The 26235-nt window shown below is 70.3% G+C and carries 28 protein-coding genes and 1 tRNA gene; 19 read left to right on the top strand and 10 right to left on the bottom strand.

Annotated elements, in window-relative coordinates; translation table 11 throughout:
- Positions 1-2: 2 nt before the first annotated feature.
- From QQX02_RS03860 to QQX02_RS03820, 9 genes are all read left to right on the top strand, one after another.
- A complete protein-coding gene (locus QQX02_RS03860; protein ID WP_301141335.1) occupies positions 3-626 on the top strand; it encodes a hypothetical protein in 624 nt (207 codons plus the stop codon).
- Positions 623-1282, top strand: coding sequence for a nucleoside triphosphate pyrophosphohydrolase (locus QQX02_RS03855; protein WP_301141334.1), 660 nt, complete (start codon positions 623-625; stop codon positions 1280-1282). Before QQX02_RS03860 ends, QQX02_RS03855 begins: the two co-directional genes overlap by 4 nt.
- 77 nt (positions 1283-1359) lie before the next feature.
- Entirely contained in the window at positions 1360-2643 is a 1284-nt protein-coding gene (eno, locus tag QQX02_RS03850) for a phosphopyruvate hydratase (protein WP_062136076.1), read from the top strand.
- Positions 2644-3088: 445 nt separating this feature from the next.
- Positions 3089-3595, top strand: a complete 507-nt coding sequence (locus QQX02_RS03845) for an FtsB family cell division protein (RefSeq protein ID WP_301141332.1) — start codon at positions 3089-3091, stop codon at positions 3593-3595.
- Positions 3592-4152 carry a DUF501 domain-containing protein gene (locus QQX02_RS03840; protein ID WP_301141330.1) on the top strand — a complete coding sequence of 187 codons (561 nt, stop codon included), beginning with the start codon at positions 3592-3594 and terminating at the stop codon, positions 4150-4152. The genes QQX02_RS03845 and QQX02_RS03840 overlap by 4 nt, the downstream gene beginning before the upstream one ends.
- Complete coding sequence (locus QQX02_RS03835; protein ID WP_301141329.1) at positions 4152-5108, top strand: Ppx/GppA phosphatase family protein; 957 nt, start codon at positions 4152-4154, stop codon at positions 5106-5108. Before QQX02_RS03840 ends, QQX02_RS03835 begins: the two co-directional genes overlap by 1 nt.
- A 180-nt stretch (positions 5109-5288) precedes the next feature.
- Positions 5289-5365 (top strand) — tRNA-Leu (locus tag QQX02_RS03830).
- 76 nt (positions 5366-5441) lie between these two features.
- Positions 5442-6254 (top strand): Bax inhibitor-1/YccA family protein, encoded by an 813-nt coding sequence (locus QQX02_RS03825; protein WP_301141328.1) that lies wholly within the window; start codon positions 5442-5444, stop codon positions 6252-6254.
- 80 nt (positions 6255-6334) lie between these two features.
- The gene (locus QQX02_RS03820) at positions 6335-7321 is read left to right on the top strand and encodes an acetylxylan esterase (RefSeq protein WP_301141327.1); all 987 of its coding nucleotides are present in this window, start codon (positions 6335-6337) and stop codon (positions 7319-7321) included.
- Positions 7322-7401: 80 nt separating this feature from the next.
- On the opposite strand, the gene msrA is transcribed toward QQX02_RS03820, so the two are convergent.
- Complete coding sequence (gene msrA / locus QQX02_RS03815) at positions 7402-8028, bottom strand: peptide-methionine (S)-S-oxide reductase MsrA (protein ID WP_301141326.1); 627 nt, start codon at positions 8026-8028, stop codon at positions 7402-7404.
- A 106-nt stretch (positions 8029-8134) separates the two neighbouring features.
- Here msrA and QQX02_RS03810 point away from each other — a divergent pair, with 106 nt between their 5' ends.
- Positions 8135-9481, top strand: a complete 1347-nt coding sequence (locus QQX02_RS03810) for an AI-2E family transporter (protein WP_301141325.1) — start codon at positions 8135-8137, stop codon at positions 9479-9481.
- 2 nt (positions 9482-9483) lie between these two features.
- Positions 9484-10683: a 23S rRNA (uracil(747)-C(5))-methyltransferase RlmC gene (gene rlmC / locus QQX02_RS03805; protein ID WP_367304227.1), complete on the top strand. Its 1200-nt coding sequence runs from the start codon at positions 9484-9486 to the stop codon at positions 10681-10683.
- Positions 10684-10766: 83 nt separating this feature from the next.
- Here the strand turns inward: rlmC and greA are convergent, their stop codons facing one another.
- Together greA and QQX02_RS03795 are read right to left on the bottom strand one after the other, a co-directional pair.
- Positions 10767-11249, bottom strand: coding sequence for a transcription elongation factor GreA (gene greA, locus QQX02_RS03800; protein ID WP_301141322.1), 483 nt, complete (start codon positions 11247-11249; stop codon positions 10767-10769).
- 90 nt (positions 11250-11339) lie between these two features.
- Positions 11340-11738, bottom strand: coding sequence for a DUF4307 domain-containing protein (locus tag QQX02_RS03795; protein WP_301141320.1), 399 nt, complete (start codon positions 11736-11738; stop codon positions 11340-11342).
- A gap of 38 nt (positions 11739-11776) precedes the next feature.
- Here QQX02_RS03795 and QQX02_RS03790 point away from each other — a divergent pair, with 38 nt between their 5' ends.
- Positions 11777-11980, top strand: a complete 204-nt coding sequence (locus QQX02_RS03790) for a hypothetical protein (protein WP_301141319.1) — start codon at positions 11777-11779, stop codon at positions 11978-11980.
- A gap of 31 nt (positions 11981-12011) precedes the next feature.
- Positions 12012-12200, top strand: a complete 189-nt coding sequence (locus QQX02_RS03785; protein ID WP_301141318.1) for a hypothetical protein — start codon at positions 12012-12014, stop codon at positions 12198-12200.
- A gap of 46 nt (positions 12201-12246) precedes the next feature.
- On the opposite strand, the gene trhA is transcribed toward QQX02_RS03785, so the two are convergent.
- On the bottom strand, positions 12247-12906 hold the full coding sequence (trhA, locus tag QQX02_RS03780) for a PAQR family membrane homeostasis protein TrhA (protein WP_301141317.1): 660 nt from the start codon (positions 12904-12906) through the stop codon (positions 12247-12249).
- A gap of 84 nt (positions 12907-12990) precedes the next feature.
- On the opposite strand from trhA, the gene QQX02_RS03775 reads away from it, so the two are divergent.
- Together QQX02_RS03775 and phoH2 are read left to right on the top strand one after the other, a co-directional pair.
- Positions 12991-13755: an isoprenyl transferase gene (locus tag QQX02_RS03775; RefSeq protein ID WP_301141315.1), complete on the top strand. Its 765-nt coding sequence runs from the start codon at positions 12991-12993 to the stop codon at positions 13753-13755.
- A 193-nt stretch (positions 13756-13948) separates the two neighbouring features.
- Complete coding sequence (phoH2, locus tag QQX02_RS03770; RefSeq protein ID WP_301143648.1) at positions 13949-15307, top strand: RNA 5'-3' helicase PhoH2; 1359 nt, start codon at positions 13949-13951, stop codon at positions 15305-15307.
- Positions 15308-15384: 77 nt separating this feature from the next.
- Here phoH2 and QQX02_RS03765 read toward each other — a convergent pair whose 3' ends face one another.
- The 6 genes from QQX02_RS03765 to QQX02_RS03740 form a co-directional block, all read right to left on the bottom strand.
- Entirely contained in the window at positions 15385-16224 is an 840-nt protein-coding gene (locus QQX02_RS03765; protein ID WP_301141313.1) for a siderophore-interacting protein, read from the bottom strand.
- A 76-nt stretch (positions 16225-16300) separates the two neighbouring features.
- Positions 16301-17401, bottom strand: a complete 1101-nt coding sequence (locus QQX02_RS03760; protein WP_301141311.1) for an ABC transporter substrate-binding protein — start codon at positions 17399-17401, stop codon at positions 16301-16303.
- A gap of 72 nt (positions 17402-17473) precedes the next feature.
- Complete coding sequence (locus QQX02_RS03755) at positions 17474-18268, bottom strand: ABC transporter ATP-binding protein (RefSeq protein ID WP_301141309.1); 795 nt, start codon at positions 18266-18268, stop codon at positions 17474-17476.
- Positions 18265-19296 (bottom strand): FecCD family ABC transporter permease, encoded by a 1032-nt coding sequence (locus tag QQX02_RS03750; protein WP_301141307.1) that lies wholly within the window; start codon positions 19294-19296, stop codon positions 18265-18267. The genes QQX02_RS03755 and QQX02_RS03750 overlap by 4 nt, the downstream gene beginning before the upstream one ends.
- Positions 19293-20288, bottom strand: a complete 996-nt coding sequence (locus QQX02_RS03745; RefSeq protein ID WP_301141305.1) for a FecCD family ABC transporter permease — start codon at positions 20286-20288, stop codon at positions 19293-19295. The genes QQX02_RS03750 and QQX02_RS03745 overlap by 4 nt, the downstream gene beginning before the upstream one ends.
- Before the next feature lie 176 nt (positions 20289-20464).
- Positions 20465-21781 (bottom strand): glutamyl-tRNA reductase, encoded by a 1317-nt coding sequence (locus QQX02_RS03740; RefSeq protein ID WP_301143646.1) that lies wholly within the window; start codon positions 21779-21781, stop codon positions 20465-20467.
- 52 nt (positions 21782-21833) lie between these two features.
- Between QQX02_RS03740 and hemE the strand changes: the two genes are divergently transcribed.
- The 4 genes from hemE (at position 21834) to QQX02_RS03720 (ending at position 26140) form a co-directional block, all read left to right on the top strand.
- Positions 21834-22925, top strand: a complete 1092-nt coding sequence (gene hemE / locus QQX02_RS03735; protein WP_301141304.1) for a uroporphyrinogen decarboxylase — start codon at positions 21834-21836, stop codon at positions 22923-22925.
- Positions 22918-24222, top strand: coding sequence for a protoporphyrinogen/coproporphyrinogen oxidase (locus QQX02_RS03730; protein WP_301141302.1), 1305 nt, complete (start codon positions 22918-22920; stop codon positions 24220-24222). Before hemE ends, QQX02_RS03730 begins: the two co-directional genes overlap by 8 nt.
- A 62-nt stretch (positions 24223-24284) precedes the next feature.
- Entirely contained in the window at positions 24285-24959 is a 675-nt protein-coding gene (gene hemQ / locus QQX02_RS03725; protein WP_301141301.1) for a hydrogen peroxide-dependent heme synthase, read from the top strand.
- Positions 24960-24967: 8 nt separating this feature from the next.
- On the top strand, positions 24968-26140 hold the full coding sequence (locus tag QQX02_RS03720; protein ID WP_301143644.1) for a ferrochelatase: 1173 nt from the start codon (positions 24968-24970) through the stop codon (positions 26138-26140).
- The last annotated feature ends 95 nt before the right edge of the window (positions 26141-26235 follow it).

Here is a 26235-nt window from a genome sequence, read left to right as displayed (position 1 = left end):
CCATGAAGATGAGCGTTCGTCATCGTGCCCTGAGCGGCGTCCTCGCGGGGGCCGCAGTGCTTCTGGCTGGATGCGCAGTGCCAGGGCAGCCCGCCGCACCTGGCGCGGCAGCCGCCCTCGAGGGGGAGGCCCTCACCAACGAGCGGGTGACGACCCTGCAGACGGCGTGGAGCGACGAGGCCGCGGAGCCCGCCGGCCGCCGCAACGTCATCACCCTCGAACTGATGCGTGAGCCGCTGCTGGCCGCCACGGACCAGATCGACTACGAGTATCACCGCTCCCAGGCGGAGCAGCAGGCTCAGCTGGTGCTGCGGGTGCAGGGCATCGAGAGCGAGCCCAGCGAGGCGCTGGTCGACGCGATCGAGGCGAGCTTCCTCCTGGCCGCGTTCACGCTGCTGCCGGAGGACACGAGCGTGCTGCAGTCGGTCGCCGAGCAGGTCGAGGCTGAGGCCGTGACGAACTCCCGCACGGGCGACTTCAGCGCTGCCGCCTTCATGGAGTCAGCCGCGACCGCCGTGCAGATCGCGACGGACGAGGCGAACCAGGGCTCTCCGGTGTGGTTCGTGAACTTCAACAACGTCAACGGCCTCACCGCTACCGACGCGCCCTGGCTCGCCACCGAGTGACGTCCGCCACCGAGGGTGAGGGGCTCGCCCGACTCGTCACGGTGATGGACCGTCTGCGTTCGCCGGGCGGGTGCCCGTGGGACGCCGAACAGACTCACCTGTCGCTCGCGCCGTACGCGCTCGAAGAGGTGCACGAGCTCCTCGAGGCGATCGAGACCGGCAGCCGCGCGGACCTGCGCGAAGAGCTGGGCGATGTGCTGCTGCAGGTCGTCTTCCACGCGCGAGTCGCCGCCGACCACCCGGACGATCCGTTCGACATCGACGACGTCGCGACCGCCGTCGCGGACAAGCTGGTCGAGCGTCACCCCCACGTCTTCGCGGGGGCCGATGCGACCACGGCTGAGCAGGTCAACGCCAGCTGGGAGCGCATCAAGAAGGAGTCGAAGGGCCGCGAGTCGGTCATGGATGGCATCCCCGCCGCTCAGCCCGCCCTCGCGCGCGCCCAGAAGGTCATCTCCCGCGCCTCCCGCGCGAGCTTGGACGTCCGTGATCCGGCCGGTGTGGGCATCGGCCCTCAGCTGCTGGCGCTGGTCGCACGCGCCCACGCCGAGGGCGTGGATGCCGAGGCCGAGCTGAGGCAGGCGACCCGCGACTACGAGGCGTCTGCGCGCGAGGCTGAGCGCGCATCGGCCGCCACCGAACGTTCATCGACCTAGGACCTACGTCGGTGCGCGAGCAGAATCGCCCGCCGATACACTCAGAAAAGAAACCCCCAGCAAACTGAAGGAGCAACATGGCCACCATTGAGGCTATTGGCGCCCGCGAGATTCTTGACTCGCGCGGCAACCCCACCGTCGAGGTCGAGGTCGCGCTGGAGGACGGGACGTTCTCGCGTGCCGCAGTGCCCTCGGGCGCCTCCACCGGTGCATTCGAGGCCGTCGAGCGTCGCGACGGCGACAAGAACCGCTACCTGGGCAAGGGCGTCGAGCAGGCCGTGGACGCGGTCATCGACGAGATCGCGCCGGAGATCGTGGGCCTTGACGCCACCGAGCAGCGCATCGTGGACCAGACCATGCTCGACCTGGATGGCACCGACAACAAGGGCAAGCTCGGCGCGAACGCGATCCTGGGCGTCTCGCTCGCGGTCGCCAAGGCCGCAGCCGACTCGGCAGACCTGGCGCTGTTCCGCTACATCGGCGGCCCCAACGCGCACCTGCTGCCCGTCCCCATGATGAACATCCTGAACGGCGGCTCGCACGCTGACTCGAACGTCGACATCCAGGAGTTCATGATTGCTCCCGTCGGCGCCCCGACCTTCCGTGAGGCCTACCGCTACGGCGCCGAGGTCTACCACGCCCTCAAGTCCGTGCTCAAGGAGCGCGGTCTCGCCACCGGGCTGGGCGACGAGGGCGGCTTCGCGCCGAACCTCGCGTCCAACCGTGAGGCGCTCGACCTCATCCTGGTCGCGATCGAGAAGGCTGGACTGCGACCCGGTGACGACGTCGCGCTCGCGCTCGACGTGGCCGCCACCGAGTTCTACGAGGAGGGCCACTACAACTGGGAGGGCGGACAGAAGTCCCCCGACGAGATGGCCGACTTCTACGAGCAGCTCGTCGCGGACTACCCGCTGGTGTCCATCGAGGACCCGCTGGACGAGGACGACTGGTCGGGCTGGACGGGCCTCACCGCCCGCATCGGCGACAAGGTGCAGATCGTGGGAGACGACCTGTTCGTCACCAACCCCACGCGTCTCAAGCGCGGCATCGACGAGCGCTCGGCCAACGCGCTGCTCGTGAAGCTGAACCAGATCGGCACCCTGACCGAGACCATCGACGCCGTGTCGATGGCGACCCGTGCGGGCTTCACCTCGATGGTGTCGCACCGCTCCGGCGAGACCGAGGACGTGTCGATCGCTGACCTCTCGGTCGCACTGAACACCGGACAGATCAAGACGGGCGCTCCCGCCCGCGGCGAGCGCATCGCCAAGTACAACCAGCTGATGCGCATCGAAGAGGAGCTGGACGACGCCGCTGCGTACGCCGGCACCTCGGCGTTCCCGCGCCGCTACTCGGCGTAACCGCCAGGGGCACACTGCCCCGCTCGCGAAGGCCGCGAGTCGCTGATCGACGCGACTCGCGGCCTTCGTGCTGTCCGGGCGCCCCGTCAGACGTCCTGCACTCGCCACCGCCATCCGTGGCGCGCGTCGCCCTGGCCGCCGTGTGCGTGCCGCGCGCTTCCCTCGTACCGATCCGGGTGTGCCTCGCGCGTGCCTGCCGCAGTTCGCGCGCGCCGCTGAGAGAATCGGGCACGTGAGTGCCCCGACCCGTCCCGGCGCGCCGCGGTCCGGCCCACGGACCCCGCGGCGCACTCCTGACGCGCGCGCTCCGCGACGCCAGGGGCCGTCGACCGGCGCAGTGCGGCGGCCGCAGACCCGTCCGGGAGGTCCGTCGGGCCCCGGGCGCACGGCGCCCACTCCCGCTCCCGGCATCGACCCCGCACGACCCCGCGGCTCGTGGACTGCGATGCTGACGTGGCGCACGGCGGTGATCCTGCTCGTGGTCGCTCTGGCGATCGCAGTGGTGGCGCCGACCGTGCGTGCCTACATGGACCAGCAGGCGAACCTCTCCGAGCTCCGGGTCGAGGCCGAGGCGGCCCGAGCCGAGGTGGATGCCCTGAACGCCGAGGTCGCCAGATGGGACGACCCGGCCTTCATCGTCGCTCAGGCGCGCGAGCGGCTGGCCTACGTGTTCCCGGGCGAGACTCCGTACCGCGTCATCGACGCCGAGTCCGTCGACGGTCCGGCGGAGGGCTCGCCTGCGGCCGAGCGCGCGCCGGAGGTGGCCGCCGGGGCGCCCTGGTACGACAAGCTCTGGGACTCGTTCGAGGTCGCCGGGGGCGAGGACCCCACGGCCGATGCGGGCGCAGGGGGCGGCGCGGATGGTGCGGGCGAGACCGGCCAGCCGGACGACGCCACCGACGAGGAGCCCGCCGAATCGGAGCAGCTCACGGACGTAGACTTCGGAGGGTGACTGACACCCCCGCCACCGAGACCGACCTGACCGTTCTCGCTTCACAGTTGGGGCGCGAGCCGCGCGGAGTGGTCGCGATCGCCGCGCGATGCGTGTGCGGCAACCCGACCGTGGTGCACACCGCGCCGCGACTGCCGGACGGCACCCCGTTCCCCACGCAGTACTACCTCACCCATCCCGAGGCGGTTGCCGCCGTGTCGACGCTGGAGGCTCGTGGCGTGATGCGCGAGCTGACCGACCGGCTGGCCGAGGAGCCCGCGCTCGCCCTGCACTACCGCGAGGCGCACGAGTCGTACCTCGCGGAGCGAGTGGAGCTTGAGGATGTGCCCGAGATCCGCGGCATCTCCGCCGGGGGGATGCCCGACCGCGTCAAGTGCCTGCACGTGCTCGTGGGCCACGCGCTGGCGGCCGGTCCCGGCGTGAACCCCCTCGGCGACGAGGCACTCGCGATGATCCGCGGCCATTGGCGCCCGGACCGCTGCACGTGCCCGGCGACCGAAGCCGACCCTGAGAAGCCACTGTCCGTCGACCCCGATGCCTACTCCCAGGAGAGCTGATGCCACGCGTTGCCGCCATCGACTGCGGAACCAACTCGATCCGCCTGCTCATCGCCGACGTGGACCTCGACTCGGGGACGCTCACCGACGTGGTGCGTCGCATGCTCGTGGTGCGACTCGGCCAAGGGGTCGACCGGACGGGAGAGTTCGCCCCTGAGGCACTCGAGCGCACCCTCGCCGCGACGGACGAGTACGCGGCGCAATGCCGCGAGCACGGTGTCGAGGCGATTCGTTTCGTGGCGACCTCTGCGACCCGCGACGCGCGCAACCGTGATGAGTTCATCGACGGCGTGCGCGAGCGACTGGGCGTGGCACCCGAGGTGATCTCAGGCACCGAGGAGGCGGAGCTGTCGTTCCGCGGGGCGCTGAGCACACTCGACGCCTCCCGGCCCGGACCGTACCTCGTGGTGGACCTGGGCGGGGGGTCGACCGAACTCGTCTTGGGCGACCTGGTGCCCGAGGCCGCACACTCGATGGACGTGGGCTGCGTCCGCATGACGGAACGCCACCTCGACTCGGATCCGCCCACCGTCGCGCAGGTCGCGGCGGCGCAGCAGGACGTGAGGGCCGCGCTGGACGCCGCGATGACCGAGGTGCCCCTGGGTGGCACACGCACCCTCGTGGGCCTCGCCGGCACCATCACCACCGTCACGGCGAATGCCCTCGGTCTGCCCGAGTACTCGCGCGAGGCCATCAATGGCGCCGAGCTCTCGATCGACGATGCGGCCCGCTCGTGCGAGGAGCTGCTCGCGGCGAGCCACGCCGAGCGGACCGCGATGCCCTTCATGCACCCGGGGCGCGTGGACGTCATCGGTGCAGGCGCGCTCGTGTGGCGGGAGGTCATGCTGCGGGTGCGGGCCGAGGTGTCCGCGCACGGCGGCACGCTCGACACGACCGTCACCAGCGAGCACGACATCCTCGACGGGATTGCGTTCTCTGCCGCCGAACGGCTCTAGGCGCACCCCACTCCTCACCCGACCCGCGCATCGGCCCGGTGCAGTCCCCTCGAACTCCGCACCACTTCTCGCGACGACACCCCGGAGACCTGGCCCAAGGGCGGCGTGCCATCGGGGTGTCGAGCCCAGGATGGGTTCGCAGTTCAAGGGGGAGAGGCAGATGCGGAACACTGGTCCCACGCCCCCGTAGCCCAACTGGCAGAGGCAGCCGGCTTAAACCCGGTCCAGTGCGGGTTCGATCCCCGCCGGGGGCACCAGACTCGTCCGTGCGGACGATGCCGGGGCGTCAAACGGCGCAGGTATGATGAATCGGACCCAATCGAGGAGGACCTTGTGGCCAGCCCCGCCTTCAGCTCCAACAGCGCTTTCAAGCCTGGAGCCACGTACACCCAGAACGGCCAGCCCGTCTCTGCCGAGGACCTGCAGCACCAGTTCGACCAGCCGTCCGCCGGCCCGATCGACACCGGCCGCATGAGCTACGAAGGCGTGATCACCAAGACCGCGGGCATGGTCGTGCTCGCGGGCCTGCTCGCGATCCCCGGCTACATGTTCCCGAACCTCGCCCTGACCATCGGCGCGGCGCTCATCGGCTTCGTCCTCAGCCTCGTGCTCATCTTCAAGAAGGTGACGCCCCCCGCGCTCGCGATCGCCTATGCGGCGGTCGAAGGCTACTTCCTGGGCGGCATCACGACCTTCATCGAGACCTCACAGAATGTGCCGGGCGCCGGCCTGCAGGCCCTCATCGCGACGGCCTGCACGTTCGCCGTGTGCCTGTGGCTCTACCACTCCGGCCGCGTGCGCTACACGCCCAAGCTGCAGAAGTTCCTGATGATCGGCGGCATCTCGTACATCGCATTCTCGCTGGTGAACGTGGGAATGATGATCTTCGGCGGCACGGACTCCGCATGGGGCCTGCGCACCGACGTCGAGATCTTCGGCATCCCGCTCGGCGTGCTGATCGGCGCCTTCGCGGTGATCCTGGCCTGCGTCTCGCTCATCGGTGACTTCGACTTCGTCGAGAACGGCGTCAAGAACGGCCTCCCCGCGCACTACGACTGGAAAGCCGCCTTCGGCATCGTCCTGACGCTGGTGTGGCTGTACATCGAGTTCCTGCGCATCATCGCGATCCTGCAGGGCCGCGACTAGCTCCTCACGTCCGCGGGCGGAGGTCGGCGGACACGACCGACCCCGCCGCGTGTGCGGCTCCGACTGCGCATGGAGGCGCGATGGCACTGTTCGATCTGCCCCAGCACGAGCTCGAGTCGTATCGACCCGAGGTTCGTGAGCCCGCGGACTTTGACGCGTTCTGGGGCGAGACCCTCGAACGGACGCGCGGACACGAGCTGAGCGTCGCGCTCGCACCGGCCCCCATCACGCTGGCGGGTGTCGAGATCCAGGACGTCACGTATCCAGGCTTCGGTGGTCACCCCATCAAGGCCTGGTACGCGCGCCCCGCAGGGGTCGACGGCCCCCTGCCGTGCGTGGTCGAGGTCAACGGCTACGGCGGCGGGCGCGGGCTCCCGATCGAGCGCACCATGTGGGCTGCGGCCGGCTACGCGTACTTCTACATGGACACGCGCGGCCAGGGAGCGGGCTGGGGCAACGGTGGCGACACCGCCGACCCCGTGGGATCGACGCCGTCGACGCCGGGCTTCATGACGCGCGGCATCACCGACCCGTTCGACTACTACTACCGCCGGGTCTTCACCGATGCGGTGCGGGCCGTCGAGTCCGCGAGGAGTCTGCCCGGCGTGGACGCCGAGCGGGTGGCGTTCGTCGGCGGCTCCCAGGGCGGCGGCATCGCTCTCGCGGTCGCGGGACTGGTGCCGGACCTGGCCGGCGTCGTTGCCGACGTGCCGTTCCTGTGCCACTTCGAGCGTTCACTCGAGCTGACGAACGAGTTCCCCTACGGCGAGGTCGTGAAGTATCTGTCGATCTTCCGCGGCGAGCGCGAACGCACGCTCGACACGCTGGCGTACTTCGACGGGGTGAATCACGCGAAGCGCGCGACGGCGCCCACGCTGATGTCCGTCGCGCTGATGGACATGGTGTGCCCGCCGTCCACGGGGTATGCGGCCTTCAACTGGTACGGCGACCGCTCCGCACCGGACGTGCGCAAGGAGATGGTCGTGTACCCGTACAACGGGCACGAGGGCGGCCATGCGCACCAGACCACGCGCCAGCTGGAGTTCGTGCAGTCGCTGTTCGGCTGAGCCCTCGAGGCGAGTTCGGACAAGCCATGCGGCCAATGCGCGGGTCACCCGCGCATCGGCCGCTTGCCGTTCGCTGGGGGTCAGGCGGGGGAGTAGCCCACCTGGCAGAAACCGTGGTTGCAGTAGCCGCCCGGGTTCTTGTGTAGATAGCCCTGGTGGTAGTCCTCCGCGTAGTAGAAGACGCCGTCGCCCGCCTGCGTGTCGCGAGCGATCTGCGTGGTCACCTCGCCGTAGCCCTTGTCCCGCAGGAGCGCCGCGTACCGATCGCGCGAGGCCTCGGCGGCCGCGAGCTGCGCATCCGTCGTGGCGAAGATCGCGCTGCGGTACTGAGTCCCCACGTCGTTGCCCTGGCGGTTCAGCGTCGTCGGGTCGTGGTTCTCCCAGAACGCGGCGAACAGCTCGTCGAGGGTGACGGCGGTCGGGTCGTAGACCACTTGCACCGCCTCGGCGTGGCCGGTGCGGGCCGTGCAGGTCTCGTCGTACGTGGGGTTCGGCGTCCAGCCTCCCATGTACCCCGCGGCAGTCGAGTACACGCCCGGCATCTGCCAGAACACGCGCTCGGTGCCCCAGAAGCAACCCATCGCGACGTAGATCACCTCGTGGCCCTCCGGCCACGGACCCGTGAGCGGGGTGTCGAGCACGACGTGTCGGTTCGTCACCTCGATGGGCTCGTCGCGGCCGGGCAGCGCCTCGTCCTTAGTGATCATGCTGGTCTTGGTGTGTCCAAACATTGGTGGCTCCTCTCCGAGCAGAGAACGCTGGCCGACACCTGCATGTTCCGTGTGCGTCCGACACCCAGGCTAGGCTCGCATCATGCCTGAGAACCCGCCCGAGAAGCGACCGAAGTCGAGCGTGCTCTACACGAGCGAGGCCTCGGTGCTGGACAAGGTGCCGCTGTCGCTGCGCGTCGCCGGCGCGTGGGCCTGGCGCATCGTCGTCGTCGGCATCATCCTCATCGCCGGCATCTGGGCGTTCACCAGCCTGACCGCGCTGTTCGTGCCGCTCGTGATCGCGCTCATCATCGCCGCGCCGCTCGAGCGCCTGGTCACCCTCATGGAGAAGATCAAGTTCCCGAGGGCGCTCGGCTCGCTGATCGCGATCGTGATCCTGATTCTGATCGTGGCGGGGCTGGGGACGGTCGCCTCCGCTGCGTTCATGTCCGAGTACGACGATCTCCGCGATGCCACGGTCGAGGGCTTCGACACGTTCGTCGACTGGCTCGTGACCGGGCCCATCAGCCTCGACCAGACCCAGGTCGACGAGGTCGTGGGCAACCTGCAGTCCTTCTTCGAGGACAACGCCCAGGGGCTCGCCTCGGGTGCCCTGTCCGTGGGCTCTGCGATCGGCACGGTGTTCGCCGGCATCGTGATCGCCCTGGTGGCGCTGTTCTTCTTCATGCGCGACGGACGCCAGATCTGGCACTGGACCGCGGGCCTGGTCCCCGATGAGGCCGTCGACCGTGTCGAGAAGGCTGGTCTGCACTCGTGGATCACGCTTCGCCGGTACACGCAGACCACCGTGTTCGTCGCGTTCATCGACGCGGTGGGGATCGGTGCTGCCGCGTGGATCCTGGGCGTGCCTCTCGCGCTTCCCATCGCGATTCTCGTGTTCCTGTTCTCGTTCATCCCGCTGATCGGTGCGACCCTCTCCGGCGTCATCGCCGCTCTGGTCGCGCTGGTCGATGGCGGGTGGACCACGGCGCTGCTGATGCTCGCCGCCGTGCTCATCGTCCAGCAGATCGAGGGCAACGTTCTCTACCCGTGGCTGTTCGGCAAGGCGGCCTCCATCCACCCGCTCGCGGTGCTGCTCACCATCTCGGCCGGCACGCTCACGCTTGGCCTCATCGGCGCGGTCATCGCCGTGCCTGTGGTCGCCACCCTCTACGCCTTCAAGCGCGGGCTGCGACGCGACGCCGACTTCTCCGACGATGACAGACCCCCCATCACCTCGCAGATCCCCGTCCTCGCGGAGCGTTCGAAGGACGCGGTCCGCCGTGCTCGTGGCGCGATCTCCCGCACCGGAGAGCTGCACGTGAGTCGCGATGCCGCCGCCGATGGTGCTGCGCCGGACAGCGCCGCCCCTCGCGAGCGGGGAACGTCAGAGGTCGAGCCTCACAGCGAGCAGATCCCCACGCGAGGGTCCGACTCGCCCGAGCGCTGACCATGCCCACGTTCCGTGGCGGATCCCGTCATGGGACGGTGCTCGAGGACGGATCGCTGTTCTGCGAGTACTACGACTCGGGGCGGTGCGGGTCGTGCACCATCATCGAGACTCCGTACCCGCAGCAGCTCGCCCACAAGCAGGCACGGGTCGCCGCATTGCTCGAGCCGCTGGCGCCGGGACTGACGTGGCTGCCGAGCGTCGCGAGCCGTCCGACGGAATTTCGCACCAAGGCGAAGATGGTCGTCGCGGGCACGATCGACGCCCCGACGATCGGCATCCTCGATGCGCAGGGCGAGGGTCAAGACCTTCGTGAGTGCCCGCTCTACCCAGCCGGGCTCGCCGCAGCCTTCCCGCACCTCGCGACCTTCGTGACGCTCGCTCGACTCGAGCCGTACTCAGTGCCGCATCGGCGCGGCGAGCTCAAGCATGTGCTCGTGACCCTTGCGCCGAATGGCGACCTGATGGTGCGTTGGGTGCTGCGCTCGACCGAGGCGCTGGCACGCATCCGCAAACACCTGCCGTGGCTCATGGAGCAGCTGCCGCGACTCACGGTGGCCTCGGTGAACGTGCAGGCAGAGCACAAGGCGATCCTCGAGGGCGACACGGAGACGGTGCTCACCGATCGGGAGACGCTCACGATGACCGTCAACGGGGTCGACCTCCACCTGCGCCCGCAGAGCTTCTTCCAGACCAACACCGACGTCGCCGCGTCGCTGTACCGGCAGGCCTCGACCTGGATCGACGAGGCAGCGCCTGCGAGTCTGTGGGACCTCTACTGCGGTGTGGGTGGCTTCGCCCTCCACGGCGCGGCTCCCGGCCGGCCGGTCACGGGGGTGGAGACCAGCGCACAGGCCGTGGCCTCGGCGCGGCGCACGCGGGACGACCGCCTCGCGGGCGGAGACTCGGCGATGGAACAGGTCTCGTTCGTGACCGACGATGCCGTCGCGTGGGCCGTGCGGCAGGCCGATGCGGCCCAGGCGATCGTGGTCAACCCCCCGAGGCGGGGCTTGGGTGAGGAACTCTCACGCTGGCTCGACGGGTCCGGCGCATCCACCGTGATTTACTCGAGCTGCAACCCTGACACGCTCGCGCGCGACATGGCATGGATGCCGTCGCTCACCGCGCGCGAGGCGCGCCTGTTCGACATGTTCCCGCACACGACCCACGGCGAGGCGGCAGTGGTGCTCCAGCGGCGCTGAGTGCCCACCACGATTCACGTCGGCCCTGAGACCGACACTCACCGCCCGACAGCGCGCTAAGGCGGGGGAGGGGGCAGGCCGGGCTAGCCCGAGAAGGGCTCCACGGCGATGACCTTGACGGCGATCTCGTTGCCGTTGGGGGCCTGGTACGTGGTCTCGTCGCCGGGCGCCAGGCCCATCAGCGACTCACCCAGCGGCGACTGCGCGCTGAAGACCTGAATGTCCGTGCCGCCTGCGACCTCTCGCGAGCCCACGAGGAACTTCATCTCGTTCCCGCCGACCTCGGCGGTCACGACCGTGCCGGACGAGACCTCGGCGGCGGTGGAGGACTCGCCGACGGTCGCGGTCTGCAGGATGTGGCGGAGCTGCTCGATGCGAGCCTCCTGCTTCGCCTGCTCTTCGCGTGCCGCGTGGTAACCGCCGTTCTCCTTGAGGTCGCCCTCTTGGCGGCGCTCGTCGATCTCCTTGGCGATGGCCGAGCGGCCTTCGGTCACGAGGTGGTCGTACTCGGTCTGCAGGCGGTCGTATGCCTCCTGGGTGAGCCAGGTGCCGGTCGTCTCAGTCACGGGTGCCTCCTTGTGGACAGAATGTGTCAGCCTACCAAGCAGCCGACCACGGGTGAAATCCCCCGTATGTCAGGTGCGACTCGTGATCGACTACTGGGGCGCGCACCCGCGAACGAGTGCAGTGTTGGCCTCCTCGACCGTGGGGACGGCGAGCGTGAAGCGCTGCTCGTCCCCGTCGGCGGGATCCACCGCGACCTCGGCGACGCCCACCTCGGCGTACTGCACGTTCATCGCGTGCACGTAGCAGGTGACCGGCTCGTCGGCATAGAGGAACACGTCGAAGGTGACCTCCGCCTCGGTGGGTGAGATCACCTCGAATCCCACGTCCTGCCAGCGTGCGGGCTGGGAGGAGACGCCCCATGCGAACCAGGCGGTGATTCCAGTGAGAACCACGAGGCCCACGACGACGAGCGCCCATCGCCCCCGTGAGAGCCGCGGGCGCGCGCCGCCGCCGTCGTCATCGCGGGTCTCGGCCATGGGAGTGCTCATGATGAGGCAGGATAGTTCACTGACGAGAGGGAGTGGACGTGGCGGACTTCACCGGCGGACCCGGACTGCTGGCATTCATCGCGACCTTCACCATGGTGCTGGCCGCGGTCCTGCTGTTCCGGTCGCTCAGCAAGCACCTGCGCAAGGTGCGGACGCACCCTCCCGAGGGCGACTCTCGCGTGGAGCGCCGAGCTGACGAGCCGCCACGCCCGGATGACGCTGACACGGGCGAGCGCGACTGAGCGCTCGCCGCTCGAGTGTTCTGGGGGGAACATGATTCAGGATTCCGCAGATTCGACCGCCATCGGCGGGCTGTGGTTCACCATGGCGCTGCTCGCGGGCGGACTGGCCCGGACTCGCGGTCGCTCGGGCCTTGCGTGGTTCTTTCTCACGTTGTTCCTCGGCCCCTTCGGCGCACTGTTCCTCGTGCTCCTGCCCATGGGGCCCCGCGCCCCGCGGTAGCCGGGCGACGACCGCCCCCCGCATCGGCGCTGCTGAGAGACGGCCGCTACTGCGAGACGGTGAAGATCACCAGGGCTACGGCGATGTAGGTGCAGGTGAAACCGGCGATCGTGAGCGCGTGGAAGATCTCGTGGAAGCCGAAGTACCGTGTCGACCCGCGCGGCCACTTGGTGCCGTAGATCACCGCGCCTGCCGTGTATGCGACGCCGCCGGCGATGATCAGGCCGACCACGGTCGCGCCGCCTGCAGAGTAGAACGGGCCGATGAACCCCACCGCCACCCAGCCGAGCGCAAGGTAGAGAGGCACGTACGCCCAGCGGGGTGCTCCCAGCCAGAACACGCGCAACAGCGTCCCCACGATCGCTCCCGACCACACGAGCACCAGGACCAAGGTGCGGGTGTTTCCCTCGAGCAGCATCACCGTCAGCGGCGTGTAGGTGCCCGCGATGATCAGGAAGATGTTGGCGTGGTCCATGCGTCGCAGCACCGCCAGCGCGCGGGGCGACCAGTCGCCGCGGTGGTACACGGCCGACGTGCCGAACATCATGACGGCTGTCAGCGTGAAGATGGCGGTCGAAGCGCGTCCCGCGAGCGTGGGAGCGAACACCACGAGCGCCAGGCCTGCGATGAGCACGATCGGAGCGGCCCCAACATGCAGCCACCCTCTCAGGAGCGGTTTGCCCGGCACGGGCAGGTTTTCAGACATGAACCTACGATACCGTAGGTTACGGCTTTCCCTCGCGAGGCGAGTAGCGTATGCGCAGATGGTGTCCCCACTGGGAGGAGACGGATGGGCCTGCGCAGCCTGCTCTATGGGCCGTACGAACGTCAGCTGTCTCGCACCCTCCGCGAGCAGGGCAACCCGCCGCGGCACATCGGCGTCATCCTGGACGGCAACCGCCGCTGGGCGCGGCAGTCCGGCGCACCCACCGCGCACGGACACCAGCGCGGCGCGGACAAGATCACCGAGGTGCTCGGGTGGTCGGAGGACGCGGGCGTCGAGGTCGTCACGCTGTGGATGCTCTCGACCGACAATCTCGCACGCGAATCGGACGAGCTGAACGCCCTCCTCGAGATCATCTGCTGCACGGTCGAGCGCCTCGCCGATGACGGCCGGTGGCGGCTCCAGCACGTGGGGTCGACCGACATGCTCCCCGACGACGCCGCCCGGCGCATCGCCGCGGCGGTCGAGCGCACGGCCGATGCCGACGGGCTCCACGTCAACGTCGCCGTGGGGTACGGCGGCAGGCACGAGATCGCCGACGCGGTGCGGTCGATCCTGCGAGCCGGCGTCGATGCGGGCCACTCGCTCGAGGAGGTCGCGGAGTCGTTCGCGGTCGAGCACATCGCGGAGCACCTCTACACGAAGGGTCAGCCGGACCCGGACCTCGTGATCCGCACCTCTGGCGAACAGCGGTTGTCCGGCTTCCTCATGTGGCAGTCCGCCCACTCGGAGTTCTACTTCTGCGACGCGTACTGGCCGGACTTCCGCCGCGTGGACTTCCTGCGTGCCCTGCGTGCGTTCTCCCAGCGCGAGCGGCGCCACGGGCGCTAGATCGAGCGTCGGCCCTCCCCAAGATGACGGATATGTGACACGCGGCGTGTCGCTCCCCGCCCCGCGTGGCCGGGCGTAGCGTCAGCAACGTGGGAAGAGCAACGCGCCGAACCGACCCGGTTCCGGCCTGAATCGAACGCCAAGGGGCGTATCGAGCGCCCTGCGGCTTGAGACGCGGGGAGCACCTGTGACCATCACTCAGCCTGACACCACCCCCTCCATCAACGCGACCACGGCCACCGAGCTCCGCACGTTCGTGCTGGACACCTCGGTGCTGCTGTCGGATCCACGGGCCCTCAAGCGGTTCGCGGAGCACGCGGTGGTGCTGCCAGTGGTGGTGATCACCGAGCTGGAGGCCAAGCGTCACCACCCTGAGCTGGGCTACTTCGCCCGCTCGGCGCTGCGGATGCTCGACGACCTGCGCATCGTGCACGGCAAGCTCGACCAGCCGGTTGCCGCGAACGAGGTGGGCGGCACCGTCCGCGTCGAGCTCAACCACAGTGACCAGAACGTGCTGCCGAGCGGCTTCCGCCTGGGCGACAACGACACCCGCATCCTGGCCGTGGCGGCCAACCTCAAGGCCGAGGGCCATGCCGTCGTCGTGGTCTCCAAGGACCTGCCGATGCGCGTGAAGGCGTCGGCGCTCGGCATCGAGGCCGAGGAGTACAAGGCCGAGCTGGCCGTCGACTCGGGCTGGACCGGGATGCGCGAGATCCAGCTGACGGACGAGCAGATGTCGACCCTGTACGACGACTCGACGCTCGCGGCCCCGTCGGCGGAGGACTGCGGCGAGGACGTTGCGACCCTGCCCGTGCACACGGGCCTGGTGATCCACTCCGGACGCGGAGGAGCGCTGGGTCGGGTCACGAACGACGGCGCGATCCGGGTGGTGCGGGGCGACCAGGAGGTGTTCGGCCTCCACGGCCGCAGCGCCGAGCAGCGCATCGCGATCGATCTGCTGCTCGACGAGACGGTGGGCATCGTGTCCATGGGTGGCCGGGCCGGCACCGGCAAGAGCGCGCTCGCCCTGTGCGCCGGTCTCGAGGCCGTGATGGAGCGACGCCAGCACAAGAAGATCATGGTGTTCCGCCCCCTGTTCGCGGTGGGCGGCCAGGAGCTCGGCTACCTGCCCGGCTCCGAGGCCGAGAAGATGAACCCCTGGGCGCAGGCGGTGTTCGACACCCTGGGGGCGATCGTCAGCTCCGAGGTGGTCGAGGAGGTCATGGCCCGCGGCATGCTCGAGGTGCTGCCGCTCACGCACATCCGCGGGCGCAGCCTGCATGACGCGTTCGTGATCGTCGATGAGGCGCAGTCGCTCGAGCGCAACGTGCTGCTTACGATGCTCAGCCGCATCGGCCAGGACTCGCGCGTGATCCTCACCCACGACGTCGCCCAGCGCGACAACCTGCGCGTGGGCCGCCACGACGGCATCGCGGCGGTGATCGAGGCGCTCAAGGGTCACGACCTCTTCGCGCACGTCACGCTCGAGCGCTCGGAGCGCTCCGCGGTCGCGGCGCTGGTGACGGACATGCTGGAGCGGCTGGACCTCTAGCTCCCTGAGCCCGAGAACAGCGAAGGGCCGATGCGCGCGCCACCCGCGCATCGGCCCTTCGCTGTGGGCAGGGTGGGCTAGAGGCCCAGTTCCTGCAGGTATGGCTCGAGCTCGAGCCAGTTGATCTCGTCGGGACGCGACTCGTCCCAGATCTCCATGTACCTGGCCTGCTGCTCCGGAGTGAGGGCGTTCCACTTGCGCATCTGCTCCTCCTGGTCCACGTGCCAGTAGCCGACGATGCGATACAGCGTGTGGTGCCGTGTCCACTCCCGGCGCACGAAGCCGCGCGCCTTGCGTGACTCGGCGGACTCGCACGCGAGCCACACGTAGGTGTCGCCGTCTGGCACGGGCAGGCGCTCCATGCAGGACAGCAGCGCGGACGGCCCGCGGCCGTTGCCGGAGACCTTCCATTCGACGCTGACGCTTGCGGGCGAGGGCAGCGCGATGGCGTCGTCCGCGGTGATCAGCTCGACGATCACGTCGAAGTGCTCCTCGGGGCTGGCCTCCTCGAGGATCCGTGCGACCGCGGGCAGCCCCGTGGCGTCGGCGAGGAGGAGCCGGCGGGCCGAGCCGTCGGGCGCCTTGTAGTAGCCGTGGGCGTCGCTGATCGCGACGGCGTCGCCCGGCTGGGCATCGCGCGCCCAGGTCGCTCCGCGCCCGTGTCCGTGGGTGACGACGTCGATCTCGACGCTCGGGACCTCGGGGTTCCAGCGGCGGATCGTGTAGTGGCGCGCGATGTCGTGGTCGTCCTCCCACCCGGGCACCGGATCGGCGTCGGGGATGTGGACGTGCACGAACTCGTCGGGCTGACCGGTGGTCTCCCACGTGCGCAGGGAGTCGCCGGTGAGCGTCACGCGGCGAAGGTTGGGGCTGATCTGCTCTGCTGCGGCCACGTGGACCAGGAAAGAGTCGGACATGCGTGTCTCCTGAGGGTGGAGGGGGAGGGGCCGATGCGAGAGGCGCCGAGGGCGAGCCCGGCGCCTCCCCACCGGGTCAGCCCGCGTCGGTCGAGGTGGGGACCTCGGTGGCGGGGTCGCCGTCGAGCGCGGCCTCGAGCAGCGGCACGAAGCCCTCGAGCGTGTAGTGGACGGACGACGGCGAGTTCGCGAAGAACGCGCCCTCGAGGACGGGGTCGCCCAGCCAGATGTTGCCGCCGGTCTGCGTCGCGGTCAGCGACTCGAACAGGGGCAGGCCCTCGAGCTCGGCCTTGGCCTCCGGCGTGGTGGCGACCTGCCACACGACGGAGTCGAGGTCGTTCAGCACGTCGAGCTGCTCGGCGCTGATCTGCAGCCACGCCTCGTCAGTGTTCTCGATCGCCGAGACGTCCAGGCCCACGTTCGCGAGGAACTGGTTGCGGGTGTCGTTGACGGCGTAGACGAACGCCTGGCCTTCGTAGAAGCCGCCGACCTGGGACGTCATGCCTTCCCACTCGGGGTGAGCGTCGCGGACCTCGGCGTAGGCGGCGTCGATCTCGGTGGTGATCTCCTCGGCCTTCTCGGTGGTGCCGGTGGCCTGCGCGAGGATGGTCAGCTCGTCGGCGAGCGAGACGCCCCACTCGGTGGTCTCGTTGCCCTCGGAGTCGGTCGCGGGGCGTGTGACGACGGGCGCGATCCCGGAGAGCAGGTCGAACTCCTCCTGCGTCATGGTGTGGTTCGGGTAGGTCGCCACGATGAGGTCGGGCTCGAAGGCTGCGATCGCCTCGGCGTCGTAGGTGGTGGAACCGGGCTCGAACGTCTCGGGCTCGGCGCCGGCAGCGACGCGGTCCTCCTCGGCCCACGGGCCGGTGCCCAGGTCGTATCCCTGCCAGCTCACGGGGACGGCCACCGGGGCCACGCCGAGGGCGTACAGGTACTCGTGCTCGTGCGAGCCGAGGGTGACGACCCGCTCGGGCTCGGCCTCCACGACGACATCGCCCATGACGGTGTCGAGGGTGACGGGGAAGGCCTCGGTGGTCTCCTCCGTCGCGGCGGTGGCGCCGTCGGTGGGCTCGTCGGTGGACTCGGCCTCGGCTCCGGACGAGCATGCGGCGAGCAGGAGCGCCGTCGCTGCCACGAGGCCCGTGGCGCCTGCACGGCGCTTGGTGAGGGTGAACATGGGGAGTTCCTTTCGTAGGGTGACGTCAGACTTGCGGGGGAGTGGACAGGTGCTGGGTGCCCAGGAGTGGAGTCATCGCACCCCTCCGGGGCCGTGGGCGGGGACCACCATGGGGGTCCCGGTGACCGGGTCGGTGAGCACGCGCGCCTCGAGCGAGAACACGCGCCGGATGAGGTCCTCCGTGAAGACGTCGGCGGGCGCACCCGCGGCCGCGACCTGGCCGTCGTGCATGGCGATCACGTGGTGTGCGTAACGGGCGGCCTGGTGGAGGTCGTGGACCACCATCACGATGGTGCGCTGCTGACGGGTGTGGAGTCGGTGCAGCAGGTCCATCACGTCGTACTGGTGCGCGATGTCCAGATAGGTCGTGGGCTCGTCCAGCAGCATCAGCGGCGTGTCCTGCGCGAGCGCCATCGCGATCCAGGCGCGCTGACGCTGGCCGCCGGACAGCTCATCCACGATCGAGTCCTGGATGTCGGTCAGGGCGGTGGAGTGAAGAGCCGAGAGGACGGCGGTCTCATCCGTGTCGCTCCACGGGCGCAGCAGCTTCTGATGCGGGGTGCGACCGCGGGCCACGAGCTCCTTGACCGTGATGCCGGCAGGAGCGATCGGTGACTGCGGCAGCAGTCCCACGCGGCGCGCCACCTCCTTGGTGTGGGTGCGGTGGATGTCCTCGCCGTCGAGCAGCACCGTGCCGGAGCGGGGTGACAGCAGGCGCACGAGGGACCGCAGCAGCGTGGACTTGCCGCAGCCGTTCGGGCCCACGATGGCGGTGATCTGACCGTCGGGGATCGCGACGTCGACGCCACGCACCACCACGTGATCGCCGTAGCCGAGCACGACCTCGCGTGCCTCGAGCCTGCTCATGAGTGTCCTCCTCGGGATGCGCGCCACACCAGCCACAGCAGGTACGGTGCGCCGACGGCGGCGGTGAAGATGCCTACGGGAAACTGCAGCTCCTGCGGCATGAGTTGTGAGGCCTGGTCTGCGGCAAGCAGCAGCGCCGCGCCCATCAGCGCGGAGGGGATGAGCGCGACGCCCGCCGAGCGGGTGATGCGCACCGCGAGTGCAGGGGCGACCAGGGCGATGAAGCCGATCGGGCCCGTCACCGCGGTCGCCGCCGCGGCGAGCAGCACGGAGCACACCGCGAGCACGGCGCGCGAACGTCCCACCGAGATGCCGAGCGCCTGCGCGGCATCGTCGCCCATCTCCATCGTGCGGAGCGCACGCGCGAACCCCAGCAGCACCGGAACCAGCACGGCGAGCACGACGGCGGCGAAGACGACGTGTGTCCACGTCCGTCCGGTGGTGGAGCCGACGAGCCAGCCCAACGCGTTGCCCGCATCATGCACGTCCATGCGAGTGAGCAGGTACTGCGTGGTGGCCTGGGCGACGAACCCCACGCCGATGCCGGCGAGGATCAGCCGCAGCGGCACGATCACACGGCGCCAGGCGAGCGCCAGGATGAGGGCGGAGGTGACGAGCGCACCGGCCGCGGCTCCCGCTGCCGTGATCCACAGCGATGACGCAGTGATGAGCCAAAGCGTCAGGACGGCTCCCGTGCCGGCGCCCATGGTGATGCCGATGAAATCGGGGGAGGCGAGGGGATTGCGGGTGAGGGACTGCAGCACCGCGCCGGACAGCCCCAGCATCGCGCCGACGAGGATCGCGGTGAGGGCGCGCGGCGCACGGACCTGGCCCACGATGAAGTCGGCGGGAGCCCCCACCGGGATCCCTGCTGCGGCGCGGACGGCGTCCCAGACGGTGACGTCCGCCTTGCCGACGACGAGCGCGAACAGCAGCAGACCCGTGAGGACCACCAGCAGGAGCACGCCCACGGCGAACGTGCGCCGATGGGTCGTGACGCCCAGCTGGCCGATGCGCAGCACTCTCACAGCTCCACCACCTTCATGCGGCGGGCCATGAGCGCGAAGATGAGGCCGCCGATCATGGCGGTGGTGATGCCGACGCCGATCTCGGATGGCGGCGCGATGAGGCGTCCGACTACGTCGCACACGAGCACGAGTGCCGCACCCCCCAGGGCGCTCACCACGAGGAGCCAGGGCAGGGATGCGCCCACGAGGGTGCGTGCAAGGTGCGGCACGGCGAGGCCGACGAAGACCAGGGGACCGGCGGCGGCCGTGGCGGATGCCGCCAGCAGGGTGACGATGACGATGGTCAGCGTGCGGATGCCGCCGATGCTGATGCCGAGAGCGCGCGCTGCATCCTCGCCGAGCGCCACGGCCTGCAGCTGTCGTGAGGCCAGCAGCGCGACGGCGATCGCGACCAGCACGATCGGAATGAGGGCGGTGACGTCCTCGGACTGGCGTCCGGTGAGCGAGCCCGCGACCCACAGTCGGTACTGCTCGAGAGTGGCGTCGTCGACGAGAAGCACGGCGTACGTCACCGAGGTGATGAGCGCGGTGAGGGCGACTCCGGCGAGCGCCAACCGGACGGGTGCGCCCGCCGCGGCGCCGCGCGCGCCGATCGCGTAGACCACGACCGCGGCGATGCCCGCGCCGACGAACGCGATCGGCACCTGCGCGGCGAAGCCGCCGCCCAGGCCGGCGGTGAGGGCGATGACGACGGCGAGCGACGCGCCCGCGTTGATGCCGAGCAGGCCGGGGTCGGCAAAGGGGTTGCGGGTGAGCGACTGCATCAGTGCTCCCGCGACGCCGAGGGCCGCGCCGGCGAGCACTCCGATGAGCGTCCGCGACGCGCGCAGCTCGCGCACGATCAGCTGCTCCGGGTCTTCTGGATCCAGATCCACCAGCGCGTTCCACACCGTCCCGAGGTCGATCCCGCGTGACCCCAGCGCCAACGACAGCGCGACGGTCACGACCAGCGCCGCTGCTGCGGCGATGGCGATGAGGGCGCGCTGGCGCATCGGTCTCCCAGGATGGTGTGGTCCGCGCACATCCGAGTGCGGCGAGTGAGGCTTGCCTAACCTAGCCCAAAGACACGGATTTATCCAACGCCTCTATGACGTAATTGGGAGAGCCTGCGGCCGATGCGCGGGCAGGCTCGTTCTGGCCACCTGAGGGGGCAGACCGTCAGCGGCGATCAGTGGTGCGTCGTGGTGTCCGCGTCGGACTCGGCCGCGGCGTCCATCTCGGGAGCGGGGCAAGCGTCGTCCTGAATGCCCACGTCGATGCCGTACAGCGCGCGGATGGCGCCCAGGTAGCGATCGGACTCGCCCGCCTGCGCATGTTCGCGAGCGCGGACCGTCGGGATGTGGAGAAGCGTCTTCGCGAACCGCCGCAGCGCCTGCTCGGTGGCGTCGGCCTGGGCGACCGTCTGCTCCGAGGCGCCGGCGGCGGGCTGAACCCGGGCGAGCTCGCGCTCCAGCAGGCCGAACACGTGCTCGCGGAGCGCCACGACCGCCGGGTCGAGAGAGCGCGCATGCTCGCCATCGCCGAAGCGGGCGACGGCGTGCGCCACGATGGACCGCGCGGCGTCGATGGCTCCCACCGACTCCTCGGGGGCGCGCGCCCCCACGGACTCGAGGTTGACGACGGTCACGCCGCGCATCTGGGCGACGCCGGGCGCGACGTCGCGGTGCAGGGCGAGATCCACGATGGTGAGGGGGTTGTCGCCGTCGGGCCGCGCCGCCGCCACCATGGCCGGCGTCAGCACGATCGATTCCCCGCCCGAGCAGGCGAGCACCAGGTCGACCTCGCTCAGTGCGGTCCGCAGGCCTTCGCGGTCGAGCGCGCGGATGCCATGCCGCGCTCCGAACTCATCGGCACGACCGGAGGGGGAGAACACGCCCTCGATCATGACGCCTCGCGCGAGCAGCGATCCCACTCCCGTCTCGGCGAGAGCGCCGGTGCCGATCACGAGGGCGCGTGCGCCTGACCAGGTGACGGTCTCGGACGCCAGATCGAAGGCGACGGACACCACGGACCGTCCCGAGGTGCCCAGGCCCGTCGACGAGGCGACCACGCGTGATGTGCGCAGCGCGGACTGGAAGAGCCGGTCGAGCAGAGGGGACAGGTGGGCCCCGGCCTGCGCGTCGATGTGCGCACGGCGCACCTGGCCCGAGATCTCTCGCTCGCCCACCACCATCGAGTCGAGCCCGGTGGCGACGGAGAGCAGGTGCTGGACGGCGTCATCGCCTTCGTAGGTGGCCAGGGCCGCCTCGATCGTGTCGCGTTCCAGCGCCGTGGCGCGCTCGATCTGGTCGATGACGGCCGCCCGGCCCGCGACCGGATCATCGGTCTCGAGGTACACCTCGAAGCGGTTGCACGTGGGGAGCACCACGGCACCGCGCACGGGGGACCCGCCGCCTGCAACCGCGGCGCCCAGCGCGTCGGATCCGACGCTCAGCTGCTCGAGCAGCGTGAGGTCGCGGTTGCGGTGGCTGGCCACGAGAGACATGAGCACCACCCCTCCATTCTGACACGGGGCGGGAACAAGGCAGAATCGATGCATGACCACTACCGCGCTGCCCGCCTCCCACCCGCTCACCGATGGCAGGACGGCAGACTCCGCGCTCGTCGCGGCGCTGCGCGGCCGCCGACCTGCGCATCGGCCGGTGTGGTTCATGAGGCAGGCCGGCCGGTCCCTTCCGGAGTACCTCGAGGCGCGGGCCGGCACCGGCATGCTCGAGTCGTGTCTGACCCCGGCTCTCGCGTCGGAGATCACGCTGCAGCCCGTGCGCCGGTACGGGGTCGACGCGGCAATCCTGTTCTCCGACATCGTGGTGCCGATGCGCATCGCGGGCGTGGACGTGGACATCCAGCCGGGAGTCGGTCCAGTGTTCGGGCGGCCCGTGCGCACCATGGCGGACGTCGAGGCGCTGCCCGCGCTCGGCACCGCGGGAGACCGCGGATTCTTCGACTCGGGCCTGGACGCGATCCGCGCCGCGGTCACGATCACCGCCGACGAGCTCGGACACGTCCCGCTCATCGGCTTCGCGGGCGCGCCGTTTACTCTCGCCGCCTACATGGTCGATGGGCGCCCCTCACGCGACCACATGGGCGCTCGCGAACTCATGCACTCCTCGCCCGAGGTGTGGGACGCGCTCGTGTCCTGGACGTCGCGCGCCGCAGGCCTCTTCCTGCGTGCGCAGGTGCTCGCTGGGGCATCGGCGGTGCAGCTCTTCGATTCGTGGGCCGGGTCGCTGTCCGAGGCCGACTACGTCGCGCACTGCGCCGCGGGCTCTCGCACCGCGCTCATGTCGGTCGCCGACCTCGACGTGCCCCGCATCCACTTCGCGGCCAACGCCGGCCACCTCCTGGACGCCATGGGCTCCGCAGGCGCGACCGCGCTGGGCGTGGACTACCGGATGCCCCTGGACGCCGCTGCCCGCTCCACCGGCGGCCGCTTCCCGCTGCAGGGCAACATCGATCCGGCGATGCTCGCCGCGCCGGCCGATGCGCTCACACGCCACGTCAAGGACGTGCTGGCGCGCGGAGGGGAGGCGCCCGGGCACGTCGTGAACCTGGGGCACGGCATGCCGCCGCACGCGAATCCCGACGTGGTCAAGCGCATCGTCGACGTGGTGCATGAGCGTGGCTGAGCAGCAGCGCTGGATCGTCGTCGGCGGTGGAGTGGGCGGACTTCTCGCCGCGCGCCGGCTCGCCTCCGCGGGCCACGACGTCACGGTGATGGAGGCTGACGATCATCCGGGAGGGCGCATCTCGAGAGTCACCGTCGACGGCCTGGCGCTGGACGCAGGCGCGGAGTCCTTCGCGACGCGCGGCGGCCACGTGGCCGCCCTGCTGTCCGAGCTCGGACTCGCCGAGAGCATCGTCTTCCCCGAGCGCCGCCCCGCGTGGGTGGTGACGTCGGAGGCGGCCTATCCGCTGCCCGCCACCGGCTGGCTCGGCGTCCCGACCACCGTCTTCACGCGGGAGCTCCGGCGCGCGCTCGGCTGGCGAGGCACGGCCCGCCTCCTGAGCGATCGCTTCACTCGGGTGCGCGATGTGGACGACTCGACCAGTCTGGGCGAGCTCGCCCGCGACCGCCTCGGCGACCGGGCCACCGAGCGGCTCGTCGCACCGGTGGTGCAGGGCATCTATTCCCGGCCGCTCGACGACATCGCACTCGGGGACGTCGCCCCGGGCCTGGCGGCCGAGGTGGTCCGCAAGGGCGGCCTGGTCCGCGCGGCGGCCGCGCGGCGTGCCGCCTCCCCGGCGGGGTCGGCGGTGCAGGGGCTGGTGGGCGGCATGGCGACGCTCATCGACGCGCTCGCAGCCGATGCGCGCTCACGCGGGGCAGAGATCGCCCTGGAGACTCCGGTGGGCGCGCTCGAGAAGGCCGGGTCCGGCTGGACCGTGTGGTCCGGCGGGACGTCGCATCGTGCCGATGGGGTGGTGCTGGCCGTCCCGCGGCCGGTGGTGTCGGCACTGGTGCCCCACGTGGCGTGGGCCGAGGACCGCCAGGTGGCGATCGTGACCCTGGTGCTGGACGCCCCTGAGCTCGACTCGGCTCCACGCGGCACCGGCGTGCTCGCGGTGGGCAACGTCTCGGGCGCGAAGGCGCTGACCCACTCGACGGCGAAGTGGCGATGGCTCGCCGACCGCACCGGGGGACGCCACGTGGTGAGGCTGTCGTATGGCATCGACAACGCCAGGGATGCTCGTGCGCACGCGCTGTCCGACGCATCGACCCTTCTTGGGGTGGCGCTGAAGGAGGCCCAGGTGCGCGACATCGAGCGCGTGCAGTGGGCCGATTCCGCCCCGGCCGCGGTCGAGGACCGCGAGCCCGTGCCGGGCCTTCACCTCGTCGGCTCGGCGGCCGGGCTGAGCGGCATCGCGGCGATCGTCGCGGCCGATGCGGGCTCTCGCCTGGGAGAGCCGGCTCCTCAGTCCTAGGGGCCATTGTCGGCTGCGGGAACGGATTTCCTTTCCGACCTCTCGGGGACGAGAATGGCAGCATGACCGACCAACCGCACGGATTCACTCTTTTCTCTGTTCTCGATGGGCTGCTCGACGCCCCCGATGAGGACCTTCCGGAGGTCGTCGAGCACTTCGATGCCGCCGTCGAGGAGCTCGCGGATCACGACGTCACCCTGCGGGGCATCTACGACGTCTCGGGTCTGCGCGCCGACGGCACGGTGATGCTGTGGCTGCACGGCCCGGACCTCGCGGACCTGCAGCTCGCGCTCCGCGAGCTGCGCGCAACCGAACTGCTCGCGGACACGACGCTGACGTGGTCGGCCGCAGGCGTGCACCGCCCCGCCGAGTTCAACAAGGCGCACGTGCCGGGGTTCCTCCGAGACGAGCGGCCCCGGGACTGGCTGACGGTCTATCCGTTCGTCCGCAGCTACGAGTGGTACCTGCTGTCCGACGAGGAGCGCGGCCAGATGCTGCGCGAGCACGGCATCAAGGGCTCGGCCTTCAAGGGAGTGGTCGCCAACACTGTCGCGGCCTTCGCGCTGGGCGATTACGAGTGGCTGCTGCCCATGGAGGCCGACGAGGTCACCGACCTCGTCGACATGATGCGCGAGCTGCGCTACACCGAGGCGCGTCGCCACGTCCGCGAAGAGGTGCCGTTCTACACCGGCCGTCGCGTCGAGACCGCTGAGGCCGTCGAGGTGCTCGCATCGTGACCGATCAGATGCCTGCGCTCGCGGCGTCCACGCGCACCCGCCCCGCGACCACGTACGACTGCATCCTGCTCGCCGGCTTCGGCGGGCCCGAGGGGCAGGACGACGTCATCCCGTTCCTGCGCAACGTCACGGCGGGACGCGGAGTGCCGGACGAGCGCCTCGAAGAGGTCTCGCACCACTACCGCCACTTCGGCGGCGTGAGCCCCATCAACCAGCAGAACCGCGACCTCAAGGCCGCGCTCGAGGGCGAGATCGCAAGCCGCGGGCTGGGCCTGCCCGTGTACTGGGGCAACCGCTTCTGGGCGCCCTACTTCGCCGATGCGCTGAGGGAGCTGCACGCCGACGGTCACCGCAAGGTGCTGGTGCTGGTGACGACGGCCTTCTCGTCGTACTCCGGCTGCCGCGCGTACCGCGAGGACCTCGCGACCGCTCTCGACGAGGCCGGGCTGACCGGCGAGCTCGAGCTCGACAAGATCCGCCAGTACTTCGACCACCCCGGCTTCGTGGAGCCCAATGTCGACGCCGTCCGCGCCGGCCTGCGCGAGCTCGAGGCCGCGGGCAAGGGCGAGGCGCCGCATGTGATGTTCGCGACGCACTCGATTCCGTCGTCGGCCGCCGACGCGTCGGGTCCGCGCGAGACGCTGCCCGACGGCACCCCCGTGCCCGCCGGCGGCGGCGAGGAGTGGCACGCGGGCGGCGGCTGGTACGCCGCGCAGCAGCGCGCCGTCTCCGCCCTCATCATGGAGCGCATCGCGGACGAGTTCCCGGATGTCCCGTGGAGCCTGGTCTACCAGTCCCGTTCGGGCGACCCGTCGGTGCCGTGGCTCGAGCCGGACATCAACCTCGCGATCGAGGCGCTGCCCGAGAGCGTGACCGGGCTCGTCGTGTCCCCGGTCGGGTTCGTCTCCGACCACATGGAGGTGGCCTGGGACCTCGACAACGAGGCGCTCGAGACCGCCGAGGGTCGCGGACTGCCGATGGTGCGCGTGCCCACGGTGGGCGTCGACCCCGCGTTCGTGTCGGGCCTCATCGACCTGGTCGAGGAGCGTCACGTGACGAACGCCGGCGACGTGCCGCGGGCTCGTCCGGCGCTGACCGAGATCGGCCCGTGGCAGGACGTGTGCCCCACGGACTGCTGCCTGGGCCGGACCGCCAAGCCCACCATCGCATCGGCCGGCTGACCCCCGCCGCACGCCGGGCCCCCGCCCCCGGCGACAGTTTGAACCAATCTGGAGTCGACACGCCGCGCGCGACCGCGCAAACACGGGCGACACGC

Origin of the sequence: Demequina muriae (assembly GCF_030418295.1) — a bacterium.
Lineage (GTDB): Bacteria > Actinomycetota > Actinomycetes > Actinomycetales > Demequinaceae > Demequina > Demequina muriae.
Note: the sequence above shows the minus strand (reverse complement) of the source record. Positions and strands in the feature narration are given on the sequence as shown.

Bases quoted from the DNA above. Each gene is read 5' to 3' on its own strand.
- QQX02_RS03860 (WP_301141335.1), top strand. From the start codon at position 3: ATGAAGATGAGCGTTCGTCATCGTGCCCTGAGCGGCGTCCTCGCGGGG.
- eno (WP_062136076.1), top strand. From the start codon at position 1,360: ATGGCCACCATTGAGGCTATTGGCGCCCGCGAGATTCTTGACTCGCGC.
- QQX02_RS03845 (WP_301141332.1), top strand. From the start codon at position 3,089: ATGCTGACGTGGCGCACGGCGGTGATCCTGCTCGTGGTCGCTCTGGCG.
- QQX02_RS03835 (WP_301141329.1), top strand. From the start codon at position 4,152: ATGCCACGCGTTGCCGCCATCGACTGCGGAACCAACTCGATCCGCCTG.
- QQX02_RS03820 (WP_301141327.1), top strand. From the start codon at position 6,335: ATGGCACTGTTCGATCTGCCCCAGCACGAGCTCGAGTCGTATCGACCC.
- msrA (WP_301141326.1), bottom strand. From the start codon at position 8,028: ATGATCACTAAGGACGAGGCGCTGCCCGGCCGCGACGAGCCCATCGAG.
- QQX02_RS03810 (WP_301141325.1), top strand. From the start codon at position 8,135: ATGCCTGAGAACCCGCCCGAGAAGCGACCGAAGTCGAGCGTGCTCTAC.
- rlmC (WP_367304227.1), top strand. From the start codon at position 9,484: ATGCCCACGTTCCGTGGCGGATCCCGTCATGGGACGGTGCTCGAGGAC.
- QQX02_RS03795 (WP_301141320.1), bottom strand. From the start codon at position 11,738: ATGAGCACTCCCATGGCCGAGACCCGCGATGACGACGGCGGCGGCGCG.
- QQX02_RS03785 (WP_301141318.1), top strand. From the start codon at position 12,012: ATGATTCAGGATTCCGCAGATTCGACCGCCATCGGCGGGCTGTGGTTC.
- trhA (WP_301141317.1), bottom strand. From the start codon at position 12,906: ATGTCTGAAAACCTGCCCGTGCCGGGCAAACCGCTCCTGAGAGGGTGG.
- QQX02_RS03775 (WP_301141315.1), top strand. From the start codon at position 12,991: ATGGGCCTGCGCAGCCTGCTCTATGGGCCGTACGAACGTCAGCTGTCT.
- QQX02_RS03765 (WP_301141313.1), bottom strand. From the start codon at position 16,224: ATGTCCGACTCTTTCCTGGTCCACGTGGCCGCAGCAGAGCAGATCAGC.
- QQX02_RS03760 (WP_301141311.1), bottom strand. From the start codon at position 17,401: ATGTTCACCCTCACCAAGCGCCGTGCAGGCGCCACGGGCCTCGTGGCA.
- QQX02_RS03755 (WP_301141309.1), bottom strand. From the start codon at position 18,268: ATGAGCAGGCTCGAGGCACGCGAGGTCGTGCTCGGCTACGGCGATCAC.
- QQX02_RS03745 (WP_301141305.1), bottom strand. From the start codon at position 20,288: ATGCGCCAGCGCGCCCTCATCGCCATCGCCGCAGCAGCGGCGCTGGTC.
- QQX02_RS03740 (WP_301143646.1), bottom strand. From the start codon at position 21,781: ATGTCTCTCGTGGCCAGCCACCGCAACCGCGACCTCACGCTGCTCGAG.
- hemE (WP_301141304.1), top strand. From the start codon at position 21,834: ATGACCACTACCGCGCTGCCCGCCTCCCACCCGCTCACCGATGGCAGG.
- hemQ (WP_301141301.1), top strand. From the start codon at position 24,285: ATGACCGACCAACCGCACGGATTCACTCTTTTCTCTGTTCTCGATGGG.
- QQX02_RS03720 (WP_301143644.1), top strand. From the start codon at position 24,968: ATGCCTGCGCTCGCGGCGTCCACGCGCACCCGCCCCGCGACCACGTAC.